Source organism: Gilliamella sp. W8123 (assembly GCF_016101085.1).
Classification (GTDB): Bacteria; Pseudomonadota; Gammaproteobacteria; order Enterobacterales; family Orbaceae; genus Gilliamella; species Gilliamella apis.
In genome coordinates this window covers 24,097-43,078 of sequence record NZ_JACFRE010000011.1, presented here as the reverse complement: position 1 = coordinate 43,078, position 18,982 = coordinate 24,097, and the positions used below count along the sequence as shown (strand labels likewise).

The window sequence follows — 18,982 nt, the reverse complement described above, 5'->3', positions numbered from 1 at the left end:
GGCAAACATCCCTGTTTGCCATGCTAACCTCACTCAGTTGTCAGCACATTGCGAATGTCGCGCCACAAAATCGCTTTTTATCGCCGACTTCGTCAACGTCAACACCATTGCCTTGGCAGGGCAATGATTGTTTAATGTCCTAATGTTTTTTTTATCCTCAGCTTCAATAGCTAAGAACTAAGAAATAATAGCTAAGGATAGACACAGAGTCCGTATGGTTCGGTGAGATAGTCTCTCACCCTGGTAACCAAAAAACCATCAGGGATAACAGTCCAAAAAGCTCTTTTACTGTTATTATCAACCGGCTCCGACCTATCTTGCGTCCAATAGATGCTTACGAAATTGGTACCAATGTAATCGCCCATCCGCCCCCATTCCGTGAAAAATCCTGCACCAATGTGACGCATGTAATAATAAACACTATCTGACGAAGGCGTTGCCACTTCTAAATATTGACATTCAGCAACACCACTTACGCTCATACAAGACGCATTAGTTAAATCCTTGACCTTTACCTGACGGTATCTAATCTTATTACACCAAACCGCCATCGTATTCTCTCCACTAGGATAAGTACCACGATTAACAAACCACTGCTTTAACACAAATCCATATTTGAGCACCGCATTACCACTGCTATCACGACCGACTAACTCAAATGTCTGCGGTAAAGATGGTTTGTCAATTCTATCTGGATTTTCTGAGTACCATTGATTACGGTCTGTAACAGCAGGACCCGTTAGGGTGACTCGAACACTGGTACTTGTTGAATCGGTCATCGTCGCCGTAATACCACCATGAGAAACCGGCGCCCAAGATAAGGCCTGACTAACACCACCAATAAGTAAATCAAAATACAAATTATTAGCACCCGTAGTCGGGAAGTTTAAACCATAAGACGACGGTGTAACTGACTGTGGTAGAAAACCCTTTCTAGGGTTCCATATGTCAGCAGGACCAGCAAAATTAACCCACGTCCTACGGTTATAATCTCGGCTCCAGTCACCAAATATTAAATTAGGTTTAGCAAAACAAATCACTGGCGCTGCCTTAGGATTAATATAATAAGTGGCATTACCTGCACTAAAACGACTTTCATTAGGTACACCATAACGTGTTGTTAATGTACCGTTAGTATTAGATAAGGTTAGTTTATAAGGTGCTTTACCGTTACAAATATCAAGCACTTCATTACGGGCAACACGATTATTGTCTTTATCAACAATAGATAAATTTAAACTACCGGTAGCGGTGACACCATTAACTCCCTGACCATCGCCATCATCATCCCCCCAATAATTATAAGGTTCGCCAATAAGTGAACTTAATGCAATAGAATTAGTATTCGTTGGTACTAACATACCAATATCATTAAAACTCTGACCAGCAACAGGTAAAACGATAGGATTAGTTGAACTCGAATTATTGGTTGTCGGAGTAAATGTTCTTCCATCAGAAAGGGTTATCCCGAGTAGTGCTTCGGTATTTGTTACCCGGGTTCGACCACCATCAAAGGTTAAATAAGGTGCTGAGCCATAAATAATATTGGTCGTTTTAGTGGTTAATGCATAATTAGAAAAAGAGATAGATTGTAATACAACCATGGTTAATACCAAAACCATCGGCCGAGATAAACAGACTAAACCAAGAAATTTTGAAAAATTTTGCGAGAATTTCGGAAATTTTGGAAATTGCGGAAAGAATAAACTGCAGTGAAATAATAAACGATTTGAGCTTAACTTTAGAAAGGTGAAATTATAAGTTGGGCAGGTTGTGTGTTGTGTGTTGAAAATTATAATCCATATCAGATATCCTTGTCAATCCAATTTTATGATTTATTTAAAATTTTAAGCCTAATGGCATAAAATTTATCCATTCGTATAAATATGCTATAAAAGTATAGTGATTGCAAAAAACCATGCAACTTTTTTTGATGGTTTAATTGTTAACTTTTGTAAAGAAGAATACTGCTAGCCCGAAAACAGCATCGGTTATTTGCTGTTTATTAGAAATAATAGCCCCTTTATCCCTCTCTTAAAAAATCACCATTTTTAATATTAATAATTTGCAGATTAGTTTTTTGATTTTGACAATTCTATAATCGTTTTTAGAAGGTATTTTGCATTTCAAAAACCCCGTTCCTCAAAATTTTTTGGTTGTTTGAGTTTCGGACGTTTGTTGTTTTGCGGTTGTTTCTATACGGTGATTACGTCCGAGTTAAGAGGGTTGGCGCGAACCCTCTTTACAATCTCCCGCGGCGACCACGCAAGTGGTCACGATGTGACTACCTTCCGCCTTCGTTCGCTTTTAACGCACCGGCTGTGATTTGTTCCTGACAAAACACAGCCTTGGCAAACATCCCTGTTTGCCATGCTAACCTCACTCAGTTGTCAGCACGTTGCGAAAGTCGCTAAATTAAATACACCAAACTTATTTGCCAAAATAAACTCTTATGTTTATAGCGAACTAATTTTAGTTTTAAAACCAATTTCGGGGAAACTTGGGCGGGATTTTGGCTTTAAAAACCCCGTTCCGCAATTTTTTTGTGCTTTTGTTGAATTATGCTGATCATTTAGCTATCTATAGCTTATTTTAAATTTGCATGTAAAATGTGGTAATAATACGACTATAAATAATACAAGGAAATTAATTATGATGACAGGTAACTGTTTATGTGGCGAAATTGTATATCAGCTAAATAGTGATATTAAAGCGATTGTCTTTTGTCACTGTTCACGTTGTCGCAAACAAACTGGTTCAGCGTTTAATTCTGCCACACTCATTAACAAGGAAGATTTAACTTTTATCAAAGGGGAAGAAAATATAAAGGTTTTTTCTAGCTTAGGCGTCAACCGTCATTTTTGTGGTAATTGTGGTTCACATCTATTTTCTAGTCGCGATAATGATAATAGTAATTACCGATTACGTATTGGATTGATTAATGAGCCAATTAATGCTGAAAAGCGTATACACATTTATACTGGTTCAAAAGCCAATTGGGATACTATTTGTGATGGCGATTGTGAATATGAGGAAAATATACCATCTAAGCTGTGATAACTCATTTTTGATTTACGTTATTAGTGGATTTTAGTTTGTGATTAGATAATGATTAGACTAAAACCTAACATTCCATTTATCAAATTAGTGATCTTTCAGTTTTGCGTCTCGTTGCCAATAGCTTTTATGTGCAAAGCCAAGTAGATTATTGGTCATCTTAATTTCTTGTAATCGTAGTGACCAAATCGGCGCTTTCATGACTCTTGCAAAAGGAAAGGCGGAATAATAAAGCTTATAAGCATTGCTAGCTTTATTATCAATGAGTTGTTCAGCTATAGCGCTAAATTGAATACCTTGAATTTTGGTTATCGATTTTGGATTAACACTTATAGTACCGGCAACATTTGGATTGTGTAGCATTGCTTGTGCATGTTTGGTTTTTAATTCTGATAAGAAATATATACACCAGTTCTCTTTATCAAATACATAGAATGCATTACATGCCCATGGCTGGTTATTAGCTAATATCGCACATAAATTTACTACATGTTGTTGCTGGATAAATTGCGCGATTTTAGACTCGCTTTTTTTCATGATATTACTGTTTATTCAGGTTTTTGATTAAGATGCATATCTTCACCCCAGCGAGGTAAACAAGGTACATTAATATCAAACAGATCAAGCGCTCTAGCAACACTATGGGTAATAATATCATCCACACTTTCAATGTGTTGATATAACGCAGGAACTGGCGGAAAAATAATTCCTCCCATTAAAGTCACCGCTTCCATATTTTTAATATGACCTAAATGTAATGGCGCTTCTCGCGTCATTAAAACTAATCGGCGTCGCTCTTTCAATACCACATCTGCCGCTCGAGTAAGTAAATTATCTGATAAACTATTTGCTATAGCTGAAAGTGTTCGCATTGAACATGGTGCAACTAACATTCCCATGGTTTTAAATGAGCCACTCGCAATTGCAGCGCCAATATTATCGATCGCATATACAACATCTGCTAACGATTGCAATTGAGTTAATTGTGATTGCGAATGTTCATAATGACCGGTGATTTTTGCCGCTTTTGATACCACTAAATGAGTTTGAATATCCATTGGTTTTAATAGTTCTAAAGCTTTGATACCATAAGCAAAGCCTGTAGCACCACTTATGCCAATTACTATCCTTTTCGCAGCCATATTTATTCCTGTTATTTAATTGAATCTAAACGTTTGTTGATTAGTGTAGCTTAAAATAACATAGTCTAGATAACAATATTATAAATCGATGGGATGGTTAAAATATCTTTTCAGATAGAGAGAAGTGAATACCGCTAACCAAAATGTTAGCGGTATTTATGAATGACTTACTCTTTTGCCATAGGTTCTTCAACAACTTTGGTTTTTTGACTTCCTTGGATGGCTTTTATTTTAGCATCATAGTTTGATACGTCTTCTTTGTTTGACAATAGGCTATAAGTTAAAACAAATTCTGTGCTTTTTCCGGCTTCTAATTTACGTACGCGTTTTTGTTCACGTTCAATTGTAACTGGATAAGCAAAACTTGTTCCTGGTTCAATACCAGTCACATAACCTTGTTTAACTGTATCAGTATTTTTCCATAGTGTTAGCACAGGTAATTGTTGAGTATTAAAAGCAATCCCAACCCCTTTATCACTTGCATTGTTTGTCAACATAACTTGAGTTTGATTATTTGCATCTGAATAAGGGAAAATGTTATACACCATTTCATCAAAGTCTTTAGTTGGTCCTAGATAAGTTTGCCAATTTTTCAGACCAGTTGCAGCGTATTCATTGAAAGGTGAGATTTCTTTAACTGGAGCAACAAATTTAGCGCCTTGTTCTAAAATTGGCGTACCAAAATTACTGTGATAAATAATTTGATAATCACGATCATAATCGCTCAAATTAGTTAGGATATCATGTACGGTAAATTCTTTGCTACCAGGAACATGTTGGATAGCAACCCAAGTTTCAAAATTGCTCTTTTTGAAAGTATTTTCTTTAATTAGCCCTTTGATAGTAATCGTATAAGGAGCTTGATCTTCAACTTCAACATATAATTTCGATACAGGAGTATTTTGTGCACGACCATGAAGTGTATATATCATACCATCAGCTTGTACAGCGTGACCGGTCCATTCAAAGCCACAGCGAACCATCATTTCGTTAAAGCCATCTAGCCAACCAAGACCACCACGGCTTTCTAAATTCATATATTTAGGATTAACAACCTCTTTAACTGGTGAATCCCAACCTAAACGAATCCCATCTCCCTCAACTTTTACGATACCTAAACCACGTGTTGGACTTAAGCTAATCGTTAAGCCATCACTTTTAACAGTTAATAGTTCAGAACCTTCTTGTTTACCACCTTTGAGAATTAGATTTTGAACAGTAAAAGGAGGTGCATCAGGACTAACATCTTTGTTTGTAATATACCAATTGCCTTTTTGAAGGTTTTTTTCATCATCAGTGATTAAAAAATCTTTTGCACTGGCGGAATATGAAACTAAGCCGAGTAAAATAGCTAATGATGTATGTTTAATTTTCATGAGTTTAATTCCTTATAATAATTTAATATTTTTGCACATCATAATATGAGTATTATTTTCCGATAGTATAATATCTATAAAAATGCACAAGTAAATTTAATGATTTGGTCTTACTTGTCCTGCTTTCCAGTGTTTTCGACAAACAGAATGATACTCACTGTCACCAAGATGTATAGAATTTCCAAATTTGACTATTTGCCCATTTTCACCTTCTAAAAGGATCATGGTAGCTTTTTTACCACACCAACAAACAGTTTTAAGTTCTCTATAATTGTCAGCAATTTCTAATAAGGTTTTCGAACCTTCAAATAAATGCCCCATATAGTCTGTTTTTAATCCAAAAAACATCATAGGAACACCATATTCATCACAAACATCAGATAATTTCCAGATGGTATTAGATGATAAAAACTGACTTTCATCAATTAAAATACATGCGTAATTATTTTGTTTGATATGCTCAATTATGCCATCCACTGTGTTATCGTCAAGTTGTAATGCTTTTTTACGTAAGCCAAGTCGAGATACGATCTCAACAGCAGAATCTCGTGTATCGACCGAAGATTTAAGCAATAGTGTTTGCATATTATTACTTAAGTAATTATGGTCGATTTGCAGTAATTCGGTAGATTTTCCAGCGTTCATTACGCCATAAATATAATAAATTTTCGACAAAATCTGCGTCTCAACTAGTTAAATATTTATTTCCTATATTAGGAAATAAAAGGTAAGTTATTCTACTTACCTTTTGATTGATTAATACTATTTTGCTTTACCTTGGTTAGCTACCGCTGCTTGTTTAGCGGCGATTTCATCAGCATTACCTAAGTAATAGTGTTTAACAACTTTCATGTTGTCATCGAATTCATAAACCAATGGTACACCAGTTGGGATATTTAGATCGATAATATCATCATCACTGATGTTATCTAAATGTTTAACTAGCGCACGAAGTGAGTTACCGTGAGCTGCGATAATTACACGTTCACCTTTAGCAACACGTGGAGCTATAGTTGATTCCCAATAAGGAAGCACACGTTTAATCGTTAAAGCTAAACTTTCAGTTAAAGGTAATTCTGATTCAGGTAATTTGCTATAACGTGAATCATGACCAGGGAAACGCTCATCTGATTTTTCAAGTGCTGGAGGAGTAATTGCAAAACCACGACGCCATAATTTAACTTGCTCATCACCATATTTAGCAGCAGTTTCAGCTTTATTTAGACCTTGTAGCGCACCATAATGACGTTCATTTAATTTCCAGCTTTTTTCAACCGGTAACCATGCTTGATCAACTGCATCTAAAACGTGCCATAATGTGTGAATTGCACGTTTTAAAACAGAAGTATATGCATAATCAAATTCGAAACCTTCTTGTTTTAGTAATTGACCTGCTTCTGCAGCTTCTTTATTACCTTTGTCAGATAAATCAACATCAGTCCAACCACAAAAACGGTTTTCTTGATTCCAAACGCTTTCTCCGTGACGAATAAGAACTAATTTTTTTACTGCCATGAATATAACTCCTTAGTTACGTAAAATAAAATGGTTAAATCAATTTGGTTTGCACTAAAACACATGATTAATTAGTGTATTATTATTTATTAATTGGTTATAAGCCTCTATATCACTTTAAAATACTGATTAATTTGTTGATAAGTATTTTAATGGATCGACTGATTGTGCTTTATAACGAATTTCAAAATGTAATCTTACTGATGAAGTTCCTGTTGCTCCCATCGTTGCAATTTGTTCACCAGCACGAACATTTTGTTGTTCTTTAACTAAAATAGTTTGGTTATGTGCATACGCGGTTAAATAGTCATCGTTATGTTTTATAATAATTAAATTACCATAGCCCGGTAAGGCATTCCCTGAATAAACCACTCGACCGTTAGCAGCGGCAACGACTTTGGTACCTAAAGTACCTGAAATATCAATCCCTTTGCTAGCATTAGAAAATTTTTCAATGATTTTACCTTGTGCAGGCCATTGCCATACAATATTAGCTACGTTAGATGTGGTTGGTAACTTGGTTGGCTCTGTGGCTGTGGTATCAACAGGTTCAGTTACCGTTTCTGTAGTTTGAATCGTATTGGTTGGTTTATCTTTACCCGAGGTTGTGGTTGTAGTTGTTGTAACTGTGGTTACAACTGGTTTAGTTTTGGTAGTGGTATTAGTCGCTGAACCATAATTACCAGCTGCAACAACTTGCGCTGTAGAAGTGGTTTTTTTAGTTTCAACCACCGTTGTACCACCACTGACATCTAACACTTGACCAACATTTACCGCAAATGGTTCTTTAATGTTATTTTTAGCAGCCAAGGCACGATAATCATTACCCGTTACCCACGCAATATAAAAAAGTGTATCACCTCGTTTAACAGTATAGGTATCGCCTTGATAACCACCTTTAGGAATATCATTGTAGTTACGATTATAAACAATACGCTCATTAGAGGTAACCACACTTTGACTATCTCTATTGCTATTAGATGTTACTGTCGAGTGAGATGCTGGTGTTGATGATGAATAAATTTGTGACGAAGAACGTGAACCAGTAGAAATATTTGTCGGTGGTTTTGAATATACCGACGAGCTAGAACGACTGGAAGAGTCAGAAATATCTTCAATTTCAGCTGGATTAGTTTGTGTACATGCGGAGATCATCAAACTTAAACAACTTAATGTGAGAATTTTTTTCACAATAACACCTTTCATTAATTTATATTATTTTGTTATGCACATTTTATCGTTTTTACAACAAAAAGCTATTATATTAATTACTTGTAAAGTAAATCAATAAAATCACTGGTAAAAATGTACAATTCTTGAGTAAAAGCTATAAATTCATCTCATTTGATGGCTAATTATTCGCGGAATATACAAATAACTATCGTATTCTAACTAACCGCTTATACGACCGAATAAATATCATTCGCACAAAAACGCATTTCAGCCATATTTTTGGCCGATAATGATTAATACTAATTTCATGATAATGAGTATATACAATAAAACAAGGTTTGGTATAGTATATTTAATGCCTTACTACAAAATTTACAGTGATCAAAATAGAATGACTTTATATATTGTTGCAACACCCATTGGCAATTTAGATGATATTACCCTAAGAGCCATTAATACACTTAAAAGTGTTGATCTTATTGCGGCTGAAGATACTAGACACAGTGGACTACTATTACAACATTTAGGTATTAAAGCTAAACTTTTTGCTTTACACGATCACAATGAACAAGAAAAAGCACACGTTTTGATCGAAAAATTAAAATCCGGGTTATCAATTGCATTAATATCAGATGCAGGAACACCGCTGATAAATGATCCTGGTTATCACTTAGTCAAAGCCTGTCGAGAAAATAATATTAATGTCGTTCCCATCCCTGGTGCATGTGCGGCTATTGCCGCATTATCAGTAGCGGGATTACCTTCAGACAAATTCTGTTATGAGGGTTTTTTACCGGCAAAAACCAAAGCACGCCAAGATTATTTGTCTACTTTATGCGAAGAGAGTCGAACAATGATTTTTTATGAATCTACCCATCGACTTTTAGATACCTTAAAAGATATGCAGACGGTTTGGGGTAGCGATAAACATATTGTTCTGGCCAAAGAACTCACTAAAACATGGGAAACCATTGTCAGCTATCCGGTAAATGAATTAATTCGCTGGTTACAAGAAGATAGTACTCGTCAAAAAGGCGAATTTGTTCTAATCGTTGAAGGACATAGCAAAACTGATAATGCTATTGATGCCAAAGTAATGACTACCTTAAAATTATTAGTTAAAGAGTTACCATTAAAAAAAGCAGCAGCAATTACTGCAGAGATGTATGGAGTGAAGAAAAACCAATTGTATCAAATCGGCTTATCATTGGAAAATTAGTCAAGAAGTCAATTAATACTTAATTATAAAGATAGGAATAACAAATTTTCAGTTCCAAAACTTAACACGCTAGTTTTGTTGAATATTTTAGAACAGTATCAACATTAGCATAATTAGCCTAATTTAGTATATAATTGCCCCCTATTTTTAAGATTTTTATAACACAAGGTAATAAACAGTATGGGATTTAAATGTGGTATTGTCGGACTACCAAATGTAGGCAAATCAACGCTTTTTAATGCACTAACCAAAGCTGGAATAGAGGCTGCTAACTTTCCGTTTTGTACGATTGAACCAAACACAGGTGTAGTGCCAATGCCTGATCCGCGTTTAGATCAACTTGCGGAAATTGTTAAACCACAACGCACCTTACCAACCACAATGGAATTTGTTGATATTGCGGGGCTAGTTAAAGGTGCATCGAAAGGTGAAGGACTAGGTAATCAATTTTTAGCCAATATTCGTGAAACAGAAGCGATTGGCCACGTTGTTCGTTGTTTTGAAAATGAAAATATTGTGCACGTTGCAGGTAAAATCGATCCAGCTGAAGATATTGAAATCATTAATACTGAACTTGCGTTAGCTGATCTTGAGGCTTGTGAAAGAGCCATTACCCGTTTACAAAAACGTGCTAAAGGTGGCGATAAAGACGCCAAGTACGAACTGGAAATTTTAGCTAAGTGTTTACCTCATCTTGAACAAGGTAAAAAACTATTACTACTCGATTTTAGTAAAGAAGAATTAGATGCAATTAAATATCTAAGCTTTTTAACCCTAAAACCAACAATGTATATTGCTAATGTTAATGAAGATGGTTTTGAAAACAATCCATATTTAGAAAAAGTGAAAGCCATTGCTGAGCAAGAAAAAGCTGTCGTTGTACCTGTCTGTGCCGCAATTGAAGCTGAACTTGCGGAACTCGATGACGCTGATCGCGATGAATTTATGCAAGACCTTGGTTTAACTGAACCTGGCCTAAATAGAGTAATTCGTGCCGGTTATAGTTTACTTAATCTGCAAACTTATTTTACTGCTGGTGTTAAAGAAGTTCGGGCATGGACAATTTCTGTTGGAGATACTGCGCCGCAAGCTGCCGGTAAAATTCATACCGATTTTGAAAAAGGCTTTATTCGAGCACAAACCATTGCTTTTGATGACTTCATTAAATATGGTGGTGAACAAGGTGCTAAAGAAGCAGGAAAAATGCGCTCTGAAGGGAAAGATTATATCGTGCAAGATGGCGATATTATGAATTTCTTATTTAATGTTTAATCTTTGTTGATGCCGTGTATTGCGGCATCATTATCATATATTTATATAACTCAATAGATTATCTGCTCTCAATTAACTACTTGTCTAACACCACGGAAAATCGATTATAAGGAGCTTCATTTATGTTATTAACCTTTGAACAAGCCAAAAAAAATATACTTGAAGTTGCAACAAATAATCATAAACCGTTAATGGAAAAAGTTGCATTATTTGATGGCTTAGATCGAATCACTGCTGAACCGGTTATTTCGCCAATTAATGTACCTAGCTTTAATAATTCGGCGATGGATGGTTATGCGCTAAGATTATCTGATATCAATCAATCAAGGTTATTACCGTTAGCTGGAGTAATTTATGCAGGTGACGATATTTCATCACTAAATTGGCCTAAAGGTAGTTGCTTACGAATTATGACTGGTGCACCAGTTCCTAACGAAGCTAGTGCTGTTGTGATGCAAGAAGAGACAGAACAAACTGAATCAGGAATTAAATTTTTACAGCAAATAAAACCAGCTAGTAATATTCGTTATATAGGTGAAGATGCTAAACAAGGTGCAGTTATTGTCGAAAAAGGCACTCGGTTAACTATTCCGACTTTATCAAGTTTAGCAACACTTGGGATTGCAGAGTTAACTGTCTATCAAAAGTTAAAAGTTGCAATATTTTCCACCGGTAATGAATTAACTGAAATTGGTAGCCCATTGGCAAATAATAGTGCTATTTATGATAGTAACCGATTCACCCTCAAATTATTATTGAGCAAATTAAACTGTGAAATAATTGATTTAGGGATAATTGTCGATGATCCGAGCAAAATTAAGCAAACACTCGAAATCGCATCTAAACAGGCTGATTTAGTGATTAGTAGTGGTGGTGTTTCAGTCGGGGATGCTGATTATACTAAAATGGCACTAGAAGAACTGGGTAAAGTTAACTTCTGGAAAATTGCCATAAAACCCGGAAAACCGTTTGCCTTTGGCAATATAGGTAATGCGTTATTTTGCGGATTACCGGGTAATCCAGTTTCATCTCTTGTCACTTTTTATCAATTAGTTCAACCATTAATTTTAGCCCTTTCTGGACAAAATTTAACCGAAGCTGAGTTATCATTTAAAGTAAAAACAGCAACAAATCTGAAAAAAAGTATCGGTAGATTAGATTTTCAACGTGGTGTATTGCAAATTTCAACTAATGGTGAGTTGGAGGTTGTTTCAACTGGGCAACAAGGCTCCCATCTCACACAATCGTTTAATCATGCTAACTGCTTTATCTTGCTTGAAAAAGATAGAGGTAATGTTACCAAAGGTGAATGGGTAACTGTTGAACCGTTTAATACACTATTAAAATAGTGCAACTAATACCGCCCCAGCAGCTATCATGGCAACGCCTATAGCAGAAAGAAATGAAATTTTTTCGCCAAATATAATAGTTGCAAAAATTACCGCAAAAACGACACTAAGTTTATCAATTGGAGCGACTTGTGATACTTTACCTTCTTTTATTGCCATAAAGTAAAATAGCCACGATAACGCCCCAGCAACGCCACTCAATGCAATAATAAGCAGTGCTTTTTTATCATTAAAAAACGTATTGATTAAATTCAGTTTTCCTTGTACAACAACTACACCAACTAAAAATACTGCCATCACTATAGATCTAATTGCTGTCGCAGTATTAGCATCAAGATGTTGTAAACCAATTTTACCGAGAATTGCTACACAAGCCGCAGTAATCGCCGATAATAATGCATAAATAAGCCAAGCACTCATATAAGTTAATACCTATCGATTTGAAATAAATATTGTTGATTATTAGAATTTTTTTGACATTGCTCTGATTTATTCATTACTCCACGGCAATCTTCAAGAACTCCATGTGCTTGTGACCAATGATATTGTTTACCTTCATCATTTTTACCGCCACAAGCAGTTAAAGCTAAACTAAACGTTAGACAAGTTAATGCAATAATTACTGATTTCATCATATTTCCCTCGCAAATATCAAAATGTAGTTTAAATTATTATTGTTAATTATTTTAGTTCATTATTAAGCTGATTGATAGCTAAGCTATCACCTATTTTTAATATATGAAAAGATCTATCTCCCTTTAATGAGTTTAATAATGTTGGTGGCTCATCTAATGGTTCATCTGCCAATTCAAACGCTCCCCAATGAATTGCAATGGCTGACTGACAGTTTAATTCATCATAAAGTTGTAAAGCTTGTTGTGGATCTATATGCTGCGATTGCATAAACCAACGTGGTGCATAAGCACCAATCGGTATCAAAGCAAGATCTATCTGCTTAAATTTATCAGCTATTTTCTTTAAGCTTGCACAATAACCGGTATCCCCCATAAAGTAGACAGTTTTAGTCGATAGTGGTTTATCAATATCTGTCTGCATAACCCATCCACACCATAATGCTTTATTAACATCAAACGCTCCCCGATTACTCCAATGCTTTGCCGGTGTAGCGGTAAAGGTAATTCCATTAACATTAGTTGACTGCCACCAATCTAACTCAATAACTTGCTTGGCCCCCCATTTTAATAGTTTTCTTTTAAGTCCTAAGGGAACCAGAATAGTAAGTTGCGGATACCGCATGATAAGTTGGCGGATACTATTAAAATCAAGATGATCATAATGGCTATGAGAGATTACCACCACATTAATTGACGGTAATTTATCAATGGTAATTGCTGGTTTTGTTCGTCGTTTTGGTCCAATAAATTGCACCGGCGATACCCGGTTAGAAAAAACTGGATCGGTTAATATCCATTGTTCATTAAGCTTTATCAAGGTAGTAGAATGTCCGATCCACCAAACTCTATCACCGCTTAAGCTAATATCAATTGAGCTAAGCCAATTTTGGATGAATGCTTGATATCCGCCTTTCGGCGGTAACACTTTACGTTGCAGTCGCCAACGCAAAGCATCAGTTAATTTAATTGAAAAAGGTTCAGTATTATCAAAACCTTTCTTTTTATGATGTGACTGATCACATATTATTTTGTTCGCTTTACTCATTAAGGGATATCTAATTGTAGTTATTTGGCTCTGCGTTCTATTAGTACCGCAACGTTACCAGCATTAGCAATAGCATCAGGTTTTGACACTTTTATTTTTAACCATTGTACCGAAAATTTCTCAATGACTAACATTGCAACACGTTCAGCTACTGTTTCAATCAATTCAAATTTATTTTGTTCAATAAATGACGTTATTGATTGCGACACAACAAAATAGTCTAAACAAAATTTCACATCATCACTTTGTCCAGCAGGTTGATTATCCCATGCCATTTCGAGATCAAGAACTAACTTTTGTTTAATCGTTTTTTCCCAATCATAAACACCGATTGTGGTATAAACCGTTAGTGATTCAATGAATACTCTATCTTTAATTGATAAGGTCATATTCTATTCCAGATATAGATATTGTTTAAAATAGAGATTACCGAATCTTAATAAATTACGCTATAATTTATTGCAAATAATAGTAAATAATAGTTTATATGACGCGAATTTTTCAGCCTTACACAATCAATCAAAATAGTTTGATCACTTTAGATGATAATGCTTTCAATCACCTTATTCGAGTATTAAGAATGAAAACAGGGGAATCAATTACGCTTTTTGATGGTTCCAACCAAATTACGCCTGCCGTTATACATGAAGTTAATAAAAAAACGGTTATTGTAAAAACAGCAAACAGTGTATTAGATAATCGAGAATCACCATTAAACATTCATTTAGGGCAAGTGATTTCTCGGGGTGATAAAATGGAGTTTACTATTCAAAAATCGGTCGAATTAGGTGTTAATACCATTACCCCCCTACTTTCAGAACGTTGTGGCGTCAAACTCGATCAAGAAAGGCTTGAAAAGAAAGTTCAACAATGGCAAAAAATTGTTATTTCGGCTTGTGAACAGTGTGGACGAAATATTATCCCAAACATCAATCCAGTAATGAAATTAGAAACTTGGTGTGCAAATTTAACCGATAGTTTAAAACTTAACTTACACCCTAAAGCCGAACAAGGAATAAACCAATTACCGTGTGATAATAACAATATTAGTTTATTAATTGGACCGGAAGGTGGTCTATCTAATGAAGAAATTAGCATGACTCATCAATATCAGTTTACTGATATTTTGCTCGGACCGAGAGTATTACGGACTGAAACAGCGGCGTTAACTGTAATAACAGCGCTTCAAGTTCGTTTCGGTGATTTAGGTTAGTCACAAGAAATAAATAAGTTAATAAATGATTGCTTTGCTTATTAATCGGTAACGGGTATGATAGTTAAAAATTCGATTATTATTGCTAATACCTCTTTCTACCTTGATTTTATCTAAATTATTAAATAGGTAGAGCAGCAGCAAATCATCAACACCGAATTCAGTAAAATCAAATATAATCAGTAAGGAGTTACCATGATCAAACTTGGTATTGTTATGGACCCCATTAGCCATATCAAATTAAAAAAAGATACCAGTTTTGCGATGCTACTTGAAGCACAAAAACGCGGCTATCAACTTTATTATATGGAGATGAATGATCTGTTTTTACGCAATGGAGAAGCTAGTGCCACGACACGTACATTAACAGTTCATAACAATAGTGAACATTGGTTTGATTTTGGAGACGAACAGACTATAGCATTAAGTGAACTTGATGTAATATTAATGCGCAAAGATCCGCCTTTTGATACTGAATTTATCTATGCAACCTATATATTAGAGCGTGCGGAAGAGAAAGGCGTATTGGTAGTAAATAAACCTCAAAGTTTACGCGACTGTAACGAAAAATTATTTACGGCTTGGTTTGCTGACTTTACACCTGAAACCTTAGTTACTCGTCAAACATCACAAATCAAAGCTTTTCATCAACAATATCATGACATCATTTTAAAACCACTAGATGGCATGGGTGGTTCGTCAATTTTTCGCGTGAAACAAGATGATGCTAATGTTTCGGTGATTATAGAGACACTTACTGAACATAATACCCGTTATTGCATGGCACAAACATTTATTCCTGCAATCAAAGATGGCGATAAACGGGTGTTAGTTGTCGACGGGGTCCCCGTACCTTACTGCTTAGCACGAATCCCACAACAAGGGGAAACTCGAGGAAATTTAGCTGCTGGTGGACATGGTGAAGTTAGGCCATTAAGTGATAGTGATTGGCAAATCGCTAACAGTATCGGCCCTGTTTTGCAACAAAAAGGACTACTATTTGTAGGACTTGATATTATTGGTGACAAACTAACCGAAATTAACGTTACCAGCCCGACTTGCGTTCGAGAAATTGAAGCAGCTAACCCAGATTTATCAATCACAGGTTTATTAATGGATGCGATTGAATCAAGATTGAATATAAAGAGTTAAAAATGATTAGAGAATATCAAGCAAAAGATTTAGATGCCATAATGACAATTTGGCTGCAAGGTAATGAACAAGCACATAATTTTATCGATCCTGAGTTTTTTAAACAAAACTTTGACTTAGTGAAGATGTTGATCCCAATGTCAACAATATATGTTCAAGATATCAACGGCGTTGTTGTTGGTTTTATTGGCCTAACTGAAAACTATATCTCAGGTTTATATGTTGAAAAGAATTTTCGTCATCAAGGTACCGGATCAGCATTAGTTGAAAAAGCCAAACAGCGTCACAACGAATTAATGGTACATGTTTACAAACAAAATAGTGATGCAATTAACTTTTATTTATCACAAAATTTTGAAATTGTTGGTGAATCAATTAATGAAGAAACCAATCATCCTGAAATATTAATGCGCTGTAATGTTGAACATAAAGTCAAAATAGGTAAATGTGCATTATAAATTTAACGACAATGTGAGCATATGAATTTAAAAAATCATTTTATTATAGCCATGCCTACTGTTAATGACTCAATTTTTAGTCGTTCAGTAGTATATATTTGTGAACATAATCGTGATGGTGCAATGGGGATTATTATTAATAAACCCATAGTTGATCTCAACGTAGAAACGGTATTATCCCGTTTAGAAATAACTGCATCAAAAAGTTGTGCTGAACTTGAACACCCGGTGTTTTGTGGCGGCCCACTTGCTGAAGAGCAAGGATTTATTCTTCATACTCCTCATCAAGGGTTTGCTTCAAGTATACAAATCTCTGATGATATTATGATTACCACATCTCTCGATGCATTAAAATCTATTGGCTCACCAGAACAACCAAAAGATCTTTTCTTAGCGTTAGGTTATTCTAGTTGGCAATCATTACAACTTGAAAGTGAAGTAGCAAAAAATGATTGGTTAGTTACCGATGTTGATCCTGCAATTATCTTCGAGGTGGCTATTGAAGATCGTTGGCAGAAAGCAGCTGAATCATTGGGCATTAATATTAAAACAATTTCACCTCAAATGGGTACCGCATAAATTATGGCTACCATCATTGCATTTGATTTTGGTACAGCGAGCATCGGCGCAGCTATTGGTCAAGATATAACCAAGACTGCGAATCCACTTTGTTCATTCAAAGCTCGAGATGGCATTCCTAATTGGCAGTCAATAGAAAAAGTACTTAATGAATGGAAACCTGATTATTTAGTGGTAGGATTGCCACTAAATATGGATGGCACAGAGCAACCGTTAACCGCAAGAGCACGCAAATTTGCTAACCGTCTGCATGGAATGTTTGGCTATCAAGTTCATTTACAAGATGAACGATTATCAACCGTTGAAGCAAAATCACATATTTTTGCTTCACGTGGCTACCGAGCCCTTGAAAAAAGCCATGTTGATGCGACTTCGGCAATTATTATTTTAGAAAGTTGGTTCGAAAATAGAGAATCTTGATAATGAATAGATTATTTTAACAATAACTAGTCGCCAATAAATTTCATCCTTGCTAAAATAACAAGCAATTTTTTCTATTGAAAGGACTGCTCCCCGTGTCAAATAATAAATCTCTAAGCTATAAAGATGCTGGTGTTGATATCGATGCTGGCAATGAATTGGTTGATCGTATTAAATCTGTCGTTAAAGAGACCAAACGTCCTGAAGTTATGGGTGGACTTGGTGGTTTTGGTGCATTATGTGAAATTCCAGAAAAATATAAACAACCTATTTTAGTTTCAGGTACTGATGGTGTTGGCACTAAATTACGCCTTGCAATGGATTTAAATCGTCATGAATCAATAGGTATTGATTTGGTTGCCATGTGCGTTAATGATTTGATCGTTCAAGGAGCTGAGCCCTTATTTTTCCTCGACTATTATGCTACTGGCAAATTAAATGTCGATGTCGCCACAACAGTCGTTACTGGTATTGCCGAAGGTTGTAAACAATCTGGGTGTGCATTGGTTGGCGGTGAAACCGCAGAAATGCCAGGTATGTATCATGGTGATGATTATGACCTAGCGGGCTTTTGTGTCGGTGTAGTTGAAAAATCAGAAATGATTGATGGTAGTAAAGTTCAAGATGGTGATGCACTAATTGCCCTTGCATCAAGTGGTGCGCATTCAAATGGTTATTCATTAGTACGCAAAATTATCGAAGTAAGTGGTGTTAATCCAACGACAGAACAATTAGACGGAAAACCATTAGCAGATCACTTACTTGCGCCAACTAAAATTTATGTAAAATCAGTGCTTGATTTGATTTCGAAAATTGATGTTCATGCTATTGCACACATTACTGGTGGTGGTTTTTGGGAAAACATTCCACGAGTTTTACCTGATAATACTCAAGCTGTTATTGATGAATCTAGTTGGCAATGGCCGGCCATCTTTAATTGGTTACAACAAGCAGGTAATGTAAGCCGTCATGAAATGTACCGTACTTTCAATTGTGGAGTAGGTTTAATCATCGCTTTACCAAAACAGTTAGCTGAACAAGCCATTAATTTACTTAATGAGCATGGTGAAAAAGCTTGGTTACTTGGCGAAATAAAACACTCTTCATCAACTGAACGAGTTGTTATTCAGTAATATATACGATATCAATTTTTGTCTAGTAATAGTAACTAATCAGTCAATATTACTGGACAAAAAAATATTGATATAAAAATCTTCAAAAAAATTCCTTTTAGTATCAATCTGCAATATCTACCTTATGTTTTAATATGCAAATCCCCTGCCTTTTTTATTTTTACTAAAAACGTATAGTTAGCCAAAAATTTAACTTAAAAATAACTAAAAGCTATCTTAGTTTCTGGTACAATAAGCAAAATTA

The 18,982-nt window shown here is 35.4% G+C and carries 21 protein-coding genes; 10 read left to right on the top strand and 11 right to left on the bottom strand.

The window, feature by feature from the left end:
• Positions 1-191 precede the first annotated feature (191 nt).
• Complete coding sequence (locus tag H3T56_RS11180) at positions 192-1,604, bottom strand: hypothetical protein (protein ID WP_198193033.1); 1,413 nt, start codon at positions 1,602-1,604, stop codon at positions 192-194.
• Positions 1,605-2,652: 1,048 nt separating this feature from the next.
• On the opposite strand from H3T56_RS11180, the gene H3T56_RS11175 reads away from it, so the two are divergent.
• Positions 2,653-3,057 carry a GFA family protein gene (locus H3T56_RS11175; RefSeq protein WP_198193031.1) on the top strand — a complete coding sequence of 135 codons (405 nt, stop codon included), beginning with the start codon at positions 2,653-2,655 and terminating at the stop codon, positions 3,055-3,057.
• A gap of 87 nt (positions 3,058-3,144) precedes the next feature.
• Here the strand turns inward: H3T56_RS11175 and H3T56_RS11170 are convergent, their stop codons facing one another.
• From H3T56_RS11170 to nlpD, 6 genes are all read right to left on the bottom strand, one after another.
• Positions 3,145-3,594 carry a pyridoxamine 5'-phosphate oxidase family protein gene (locus H3T56_RS11170; protein WP_086365757.1) on the bottom strand — a complete coding sequence of 150 codons (450 nt, stop codon included), beginning with the start codon at positions 3,592-3,594 and terminating at the stop codon, positions 3,145-3,147.
• A gap of 11 nt (positions 3,595-3,605) precedes the next feature.
• On the bottom strand, positions 3,606-4,199 hold the full coding sequence (locus H3T56_RS11165; RefSeq protein ID WP_034902204.1) for a UbiX family flavin prenyltransferase: 594 nt from the start codon (positions 4,197-4,199) through the stop codon (positions 3,606-3,608).
• Positions 4,200-4,366: 167 nt separating this feature from the next.
• Positions 4,367-5,575 (bottom strand): aldose 1-epimerase family protein, encoded by a 1,209-nt coding sequence (locus H3T56_RS11160; RefSeq protein ID WP_198193029.1) that lies wholly within the window; start codon positions 5,573-5,575, stop codon positions 4,367-4,369.
• A 96-nt stretch (positions 5,576-5,671) separates the two neighbouring features.
• Positions 5,672-6,250, bottom strand: coding sequence for a thymidine kinase (locus tag H3T56_RS11155; RefSeq protein WP_034902208.1), 579 nt, complete (start codon positions 6,248-6,250; stop codon positions 5,672-5,674).
• 87 nt (positions 6,251-6,337) lie between these two features.
• Positions 6,338-7,090 carry a 2,3-diphosphoglycerate-dependent phosphoglycerate mutase gene (gene gpmA, locus H3T56_RS11150; RefSeq protein ID WP_034902210.1) on the bottom strand — a complete coding sequence of 251 codons (753 nt, stop codon included), beginning with the start codon at positions 7,088-7,090 and terminating at the stop codon, positions 6,338-6,340.
• A 129-nt stretch (positions 7,091-7,219) separates the two neighbouring features.
• Complete coding sequence (nlpD, locus tag H3T56_RS11145) at positions 7,220-8,296, bottom strand: murein hydrolase activator NlpD (protein WP_086357219.1); 1,077 nt, start codon at positions 8,294-8,296, stop codon at positions 7,220-7,222.
• A 322-nt stretch (positions 8,297-8,618) separates the two neighbouring features.
• On the opposite strand from nlpD, the gene rsmI reads away from it, so the two are divergent.
• The 3 genes from rsmI (at position 8,619) to moeA (ending at position 12,103) form a co-directional block, all read left to right on the top strand.
• Positions 8,619-9,482, top strand: coding sequence for a 16S rRNA (cytidine(1402)-2'-O)-methyltransferase (gene rsmI, locus H3T56_RS11140; protein ID WP_232351439.1), 864 nt, complete (start codon positions 8,619-8,621; stop codon positions 9,480-9,482).
• Between the two features lie 180 nt (positions 9,483-9,662).
• Complete coding sequence (ychF, locus tag H3T56_RS11135) at positions 9,663-10,754, top strand: redox-regulated ATPase YchF (RefSeq protein WP_198193025.1); 1,092 nt, start codon at positions 9,663-9,665, stop codon at positions 10,752-10,754.
• Between the two features lie 122 nt (positions 10,755-10,876).
• Positions 10,877-12,103, top strand: coding sequence for a molybdopterin molybdotransferase MoeA (moeA, locus tag H3T56_RS11130; protein WP_198193023.1), 1,227 nt, complete (start codon positions 10,877-10,879; stop codon positions 12,101-12,103).
• On the opposite strand, the gene H3T56_RS11125 is transcribed toward moeA, so the two are convergent.
• From H3T56_RS11125 to folB, 4 genes are read right to left on the bottom strand one after another with little or no spacing between them, the layout of a single operon-like run.
• Positions 12,095-12,523 carry an EamA family transporter gene (locus H3T56_RS11125; RefSeq protein ID WP_065578957.1) on the bottom strand — a complete coding sequence of 143 codons (429 nt, stop codon included), beginning with the start codon at positions 12,521-12,523 and terminating at the stop codon, positions 12,095-12,097. The two genes, moeA and H3T56_RS11125, sit on opposite strands and share 9 nt — an antisense overlap.
• 5 nt (positions 12,524-12,528) lie before the next feature.
• Complete coding sequence (locus H3T56_RS11120; protein ID WP_065614207.1) at positions 12,529-12,735, bottom strand: hypothetical protein; 207 nt, start codon at positions 12,733-12,735, stop codon at positions 12,529-12,531.
• A 49-nt stretch (positions 12,736-12,784) separates the two neighbouring features.
• Positions 12,785-13,783, bottom strand: coding sequence for an MBL fold metallo-hydrolase (locus H3T56_RS11115; RefSeq protein WP_198193022.1), 999 nt, complete (start codon positions 13,781-13,783; stop codon positions 12,785-12,787).
• 20 nt (positions 13,784-13,803) lie between these two features.
• Positions 13,804-14,172 carry a dihydroneopterin aldolase gene (folB, locus tag H3T56_RS11110; RefSeq protein ID WP_034902224.1) on the bottom strand — a complete coding sequence of 123 codons (369 nt, stop codon included), beginning with the start codon at positions 14,170-14,172 and terminating at the stop codon, positions 13,804-13,806.
• Between the two features lie 98 nt (positions 14,173-14,270).
• Between folB and rsmE the strand changes: the two genes are divergently transcribed.
• The 6 genes from rsmE to purM all read left to right on the top strand — a co-directional run bounded on the left by rsmE (position 14,271) and on the right by purM (position 18,738).
• Entirely contained in the window at positions 14,271-14,996 is a 726-nt protein-coding gene (rsmE, locus tag H3T56_RS11105; protein WP_198193020.1) for a 16S rRNA (uracil(1498)-N(3))-methyltransferase, read from the top strand.
• 195 nt (positions 14,997-15,191) lie between these two features.
• Positions 15,192-16,148: a glutathione synthase gene (gene gshB, locus H3T56_RS11100; protein WP_198193018.1), complete on the top strand. Its 957-nt coding sequence runs from the start codon at positions 15,192-15,194 to the stop codon at positions 16,146-16,148.
• 2 nt (positions 16,149-16,150) lie between these two features.
• On the top strand, positions 16,151-16,606 hold the full coding sequence (locus H3T56_RS11095; RefSeq protein WP_198193017.1) for a GNAT family N-acetyltransferase: 456 nt from the start codon (positions 16,151-16,153) through the stop codon (positions 16,604-16,606).
• 21 nt (positions 16,607-16,627) lie between these two features.
• Positions 16,628-17,185 (top strand): YqgE/AlgH family protein, encoded by a 558-nt coding sequence (locus H3T56_RS11090; RefSeq protein ID WP_198193016.1) that lies wholly within the window; start codon positions 16,628-16,630, stop codon positions 17,183-17,185.
• Positions 17,186-17,188: 3 nt separating this feature from the next.
• Positions 17,189-17,605, top strand: a complete 417-nt coding sequence (ruvX, locus tag H3T56_RS11085; protein ID WP_232351438.1) for a Holliday junction resolvase RuvX — start codon at positions 17,189-17,191, stop codon at positions 17,603-17,605.
• A 95-nt stretch (positions 17,606-17,700) separates the two neighbouring features.
• Positions 17,701-18,738 carry a phosphoribosylformylglycinamidine cyclo-ligase gene (gene purM, locus H3T56_RS11080; protein ID WP_198193015.1) on the top strand — a complete coding sequence of 346 codons (1,038 nt, stop codon included), beginning with the start codon at positions 17,701-17,703 and terminating at the stop codon, positions 18,736-18,738.
• Positions 18,739-18,982 lie beyond the last annotated feature (244 nt).

What these genes read in the sequence shown, in the direction of transcription:
- folB (WP_034902224.1), bottom strand. Translation starts at nt 14,172, where the DNA reads ATGACCTTATCAATTAAAGATAGAGTATTCATTGAATCACTAACGGTT.
- gshB (WP_198193018.1), top strand. Translation starts at nt 15,192, where the DNA reads ATGATCAAACTTGGTATTGTTATGGACCCCATTAGCCATATCAAATTA.
- rsmI (WP_232351439.1), top strand. Translation starts at nt 8,619, where the DNA reads ATGCCTTACTACAAAATTTACAGTGATCAAAATAGAATGACTTTATAT.
- H3T56_RS11170 (WP_086365757.1), bottom strand. Translation starts at nt 3,594, where the DNA reads ATGAAAAAAAGCGAGTCTAAAATCGCGCAATTTATCCAGCAACAACAT.
- nlpD (WP_086357219.1), bottom strand. Translation starts at nt 8,296, where the DNA reads ATGAAAGGTGTTATTGTGAAAAAAATTCTCACATTAAGTTGTTTAAGT.
- H3T56_RS11115 (WP_198193022.1), bottom strand. Translation starts at nt 13,783, where the DNA reads ATGAGTAAAGCGAACAAAATAATATGTGATCAGTCACATCATAAAAAG.
- ychF (WP_198193025.1), top strand. Translation starts at nt 9,663, where the DNA reads ATGGGATTTAAATGTGGTATTGTCGGACTACCAAATGTAGGCAAATCA.
- H3T56_RS11180 (WP_198193033.1), bottom strand. Translation starts at nt 1,604, where the DNA reads ATGGTTGTATTACAATCTATCTCTTTTTCTAATTATGCATTAACCACT.
- H3T56_RS11095 (WP_198193017.1), top strand. Translation starts at nt 16,151, where the DNA reads ATGATTAGAGAATATCAAGCAAAAGATTTAGATGCCATAATGACAATT.
- H3T56_RS11125 (WP_065578957.1), bottom strand. Translation starts at nt 12,523, where the DNA reads ATGAGTGCTTGGCTTATTTATGCATTATTATCGGCGATTACTGCGGCT.
- ruvX (WP_232351438.1), top strand. Translation starts at nt 17,189, where the DNA reads ATGGCTACCATCATTGCATTTGATTTTGGTACAGCGAGCATCGGCGCA.
- H3T56_RS11090 (WP_198193016.1), top strand. Translation starts at nt 16,628, where the DNA reads ATGAATTTAAAAAATCATTTTATTATAGCCATGCCTACTGTTAATGAC.
- H3T56_RS11120 (WP_065614207.1), bottom strand. Translation starts at nt 12,735, where the DNA reads ATGAAATCAGTAATTATTGCATTAACTTGTCTAACGTTTAGTTTAGCT.
- moeA (WP_198193023.1), top strand. Translation starts at nt 10,877, where the DNA reads ATGTTATTAACCTTTGAACAAGCCAAAAAAAATATACTTGAAGTTGCA.
- H3T56_RS11175 (WP_198193031.1), top strand. Translation starts at nt 2,653, where the DNA reads ATGATGACAGGTAACTGTTTATGTGGCGAAATTGTATATCAGCTAAAT.
- H3T56_RS11165 (WP_034902204.1), bottom strand. Translation starts at nt 4,199, where the DNA reads ATGGCTGCGAAAAGGATAGTAATTGGCATAAGTGGTGCTACAGGCTTT.
- gpmA (WP_034902210.1), bottom strand. Translation starts at nt 7,090, where the DNA reads ATGGCAGTAAAAAAATTAGTTCTTATTCGTCACGGAGAAAGCGTTTGG.
- H3T56_RS11160 (WP_198193029.1), bottom strand. Translation starts at nt 5,575, where the DNA reads ATGAAAATTAAACATACATCATTAGCTATTTTACTCGGCTTAGTTTCA.
- rsmE (WP_198193020.1), top strand. Translation starts at nt 14,271, where the DNA reads ATGACGCGAATTTTTCAGCCTTACACAATCAATCAAAATAGTTTGATC.